This is a genomic window from Marinomonas arctica, assembly GCF_003259225.1.
GTDB lineage: Bacteria > Pseudomonadota > Gammaproteobacteria > Pseudomonadales > Marinomonadaceae > Marinomonas > Marinomonas arctica.
Genome location: NZ_QHJF01000100.1, coordinates 1 through 357 on the forward strand (window position 1 = coordinate 1; position 357 = coordinate 357).

The 357-nt window shown below is 60.8% G+C and carries 1 rRNA gene; it reads right to left on the reverse strand.

Annotated elements, in window-relative coordinates:
- Positions 1 to 357, reverse strand: a 16S ribosomal RNA gene (locus tag DK187_RS21005); the annotation flags it as partial.

Below are 357 nucleotides of genomic sequence, written 5' to 3' on the forward strand. Positions count from 1 at the left end.
CTCACCTTAGACGGCTCCCCCCAAAAGGTTGGGCCACCGGCTTCGGGTGCTACCCACTTTCATGACTTGACGGGCGGTGTGTACAAGGCCCGGGAACGCATTCACCGCGGCGTTGCTGATCCGCGATTACTAGCGACTCCGCCTTCATGGAGTCGGGTTGCAGACTCCAATCCGAACTGAGACCGGTTTTAAGGGATCCGCTCCACCTCGCGGTGTCGCATCCCGTTGTACCGGCCATTGTAGCATGCGTGAAGCCCTGGACGTAAGGGGCATGATGATCTGACGTCATCCCCACCTTCCTCCGAGTTGACCCCGGCGGTCCCCCGTGAGTTCCCACCACGACGTGCTGGCAACACA